This is a genomic window from Streptococcus mitis, assembly GCF_946190065.1.
Classification (GTDB): domain Bacteria; phylum Bacillota; class Bacilli; order Lactobacillales; family Streptococcaceae; genus Streptococcus; species Streptococcus mitis_DE.
Map to the genome: position 1 here is coordinate 1 of NZ_CAMHZD010000034.1, position 3,720 is coordinate 3,720.

2 protein-coding genes are annotated in these 3,720 nt (G+C 38.8%); both read left to right on the forward strand.

What is annotated here, in order from left to right; genetic code table 11:
- The coding region (locus OCF96_RS09735; protein WP_261447039.1) for a VirB4-like conjugal transfer ATPase, CD1110 family at positions 1-1,200 on the forward strand (1,200 nt) is incomplete at its 5' end.
- 10 nt (positions 1,201-1,210) lie between these two features.
- Positions 1,211-3,720 (forward strand): phage tail tip lysozyme (locus tag OCF96_RS09740; protein WP_261447040.1); only part of this gene is annotated, 2,510 nt, incomplete at its 3' end.

Consider the following 3,720-nt stretch of genomic DNA (forward strand, 5'->3'; position numbering starts at 1 on the left):
ATCGGTGAGTGCTTCGTAAATGTGAAAAAGAATTTCATGAGAAAGATGACTACAGCTAATATTGCTACGCAAGTTCCTTTTACCAACATGGACTTGAAGTCTGAAAGCTCACGTGCTCGTTATTATGGCCAAAATCAGTTATCAAACAATATCATTACACTAGATCGAAAACGTGATCTGAATACGGGTTCAGGTGTTGTACTTGGTTCCTCTGGTTCTGGTAAATCTACTACGATTAAGGGTGGAGAAGTCATTCCGACTTTGCTGAAATACCCAGAAGATCGAGTAATCATTGTGGATCCCGAAGATGAATATTCTGATATTGGCCGTGCTTTCGGTGCTCAGATGGTGGATATTTCGATTGGTTCTAAAACACATATCAATCTTTTAGATTTACCAGACTTGGAGCGTTTGGACGATGAGGATGACGATCCGATTGGAGATAAGGCTAACTTACTGATGGGATTGTTTGAGTCGATTCTGTCAGAGGTAACAGATGCCCAGATTGGGATTATTGACCGAGTGACAGGTGTGACTTACGAACGCTATTTGACGGAGAATTTTACCCCAACATTAAAAGAGTGGCACCAGGTCTTGAAAGAACAACCCGAACCCGAAGCACAAGACTTAGCTTTAGCAGTAGAGACCTATACAACTGGTTCTCAGGATATTTTTGCTCACAATACCAACGTGGATCTCAATCATCGCTTTGTTATCTTTAATCTGAAGAAGTTGTCTCATAAGTTGAAGCCGTTCGCTTTGATGGTGATTCAGGATTATATCTGGAATCAAATTGTAGAGAATCAAGGGAAATGTACTACATGGGTTTACTTTGATGAGATGCAGATTCTATTTAAAAACAAGGCTCAAGCAGACTTCTTTACTACGTTGTATTCACGAATTCGGAAATATGGTGCGATTCCAACAGGAATCACCCAGAACGTAGAAACGCTAGCTGCTGTTGAAGAGGGTCGGAAATTGCTTTCAAATAGTGAGTTTATGATTTTACTCAAACAAAAACCTCAAGATTTGGCTATCCTAAAAGAGATTGTCAATCTGACTGATAAACAGATTCGCTACTTAGCACGGCCAAAAGCTAAAGGTACTGGCTTAATCGTAGCTGGGCCAGTTGTGGTACCTTTTGAAAATCCAATACCAAAGAATACTAAGTTGTATAACTTAGTCGCAACAGACGCTTAGGAGTCTCACTATGGATCAGGAGAAAAGCAGACCAAAAACAATCGGTCATAGGTTAGATCGAAAGCTAGAAAAAGTTCGTAAGAATTACAGAACGGTTCAACAAGATAGCGCAAAACAACTTACGAAGCTACAATCTCAGACTCACTCTAAACGTCAGTTGGTAAAGAAAAGTCGTAGCCAATTTCGAGCTTCTAAGAACAAGGTCAAGAAAATACAAAAAGAGTACAAGAATATCCAGAAACAAAGAAGAAATCTTGGAAAAGAAGGAAAGACACTTCGTCCAGAAGAAATTAAAAAGCAGGACTTTCTTAAGCAGGAATTAGATAAGGCGAAACTGGAGAAAAAAACTTCTAAAAGAACTTTTAAAGTCGCTCAAGAGGTTAATGGTGGTTCACGCAAGAAGAAGCTGTTCCGTGCTACGAAACAGGCTCTAGAACGATCAACCAGTCAACAGGCTAGCTCTGTTGCGCATCAGGATGATACACTATCAGATATAGCACGAGCTAAATATCGATATCAGGATATTCAGATTCAAGGGAAACGAATCAAAACGATTGGGAAATATAGTGGTAAACTTGGCCAAGGAATGGTTAAATCGAGCTATAGCCTTGGAAATAGAGTCTACAATAAGGCTAAGGGTAGGGGCTTCACTCGAACTCCAAGAGAATTTTCTTGGGAAGGAAAACTCTCTCGTCGTATTCAGGATTATAAGAAACGCTTGGCTGCTTCTAAAACAGGGAAAGTGGCTAAGAAAACGAGGAAGTTTTACCGTGTAGGTTCTAAACCTCTTCAAGCTATTATCAAAAATCCATTTAGCTTAAAGTCTTATCTGATTGCTTTTGGTCTGCTTTTGTTTCTGGCTATACTTGGTATCGGTAGTTCAGGAATTACCCGTCAAGATGAATTTGATATGAATGATACCTGGTTGTATCTTTCAAAACTAGATCGTGAAAAATCGAATGACAAGGTAGATTATTGGACAAAAATTGACGATCCGCTTTTATACTTGAATTATAAGTATGATGATATTTCAGATAAGCTTCGTATAGACGGGAATAAATATTTTTCACAACAGAATCGTGGAAAACTGTACTTAGACACTTTATGGAAGAATTTGAATGGGGATAAAGACAATCTTAAAACGATGGAAGAGCTTTATACCAAAAATAATCTCTATAAGCTTGATAAGGACGAACTAGAAGAGTATAAACAACTCTTAGAAATTGCTAGAGATAGCGGAAAATATATGTTGCTTCAAGAGCTAGATAATCCATTTTATACAGAAGAACAACCTGAATCACAAGCACCTCTTCAGATTATTGAGCGTTTTGGATATAAATCGAAGACGGAAGTTTTTAATGGCTCTGTTTTGCAGGCTTCAGGAGGTCAGTCTCTGTTAGCTGTTTTAGATGGGAAAGTTGAAGTTAAGGGGAGTGACATAGAAATCAGTGATCAGGACTCCAAGTTTCTGTATAAGAACGTAGATACGATTCGTTACAAAACAGGAGACCATGTTAAGTCTGGGGATATTATCGGAAAGGTGGCTGCTGAAGGAAATCAAACCGTTTATTATCAAAAGCTAGAACCTGATAGATCAAACAAGAAAGATAAAGATGGGAATATCAAGAAGAGCTGGACTTATGTCAATGTCGGCTTTTACTTCCAGCGTGTAGAGTACACACAAGCAACGTCGGTTGTGAGCAGTATTGAAACATCTGGAGAGAAAGGAAAACGTGCGAGAGCTTTTGCTGATGCAATCAAAAAAAATATACCAGAAGCAACAGATGAAGGGATTGCAGCTGTTTTGGGAGGATTTGATATTGAGAGTTCCATAACTTTTAAACGCTATGAAACAGACTATCTAACCAATAATCAGTTTGATAAAATTGCTAAAGAGCCAACTGCAGAAAATCTAGTTGGTAACTGGGATGCTTTCCAAGCTATGTATCCAAATCTACGTTTAAATAAAAAAGAGTACCTGGTCAATGGTTTACACTATATCGGAATTGGGATTGGTCAATTTACTGGCCCTCGTGCTCTTGCATTGTGGAATTTTGCAAAATCTGTGAATGGAGATATTTGGTCTGCAGAAGTTCAAACAAAATTTCTTCTGGAGGAAGATGATTCAACTAGACGTGTAGCATTCAGAAGAATTGTAACCTCAACTGGTTCCGTAGAAACTCTTGCGGAGGACTTCTTGAACGCTTGGTTAGGAGTCCCAGGAAATAAGCTTTTAGAACGGCAATCTGCAGCCCGTCAATGGTTGAATTTCTTAAAAAATAAAGGAGGAGGTTCGACAGGTGTTTCTAGCAAGCAAGTTCCATCAGAATATAAAGATAAGCTACCTTATGGTCTACCTACCGATCAAGCAATTCTAGAGGGTCAAGGTTATCCAGGTAATGCCTATGCACTAGGAAATTGTACTTGGTATGTCTATAACCGTTTTGCTCAGATTGGAATAGGAATTTATCCGTATTTAGGAAATGCCAATCAATGGGTTGATAGCGGTCAAGCTCAAGG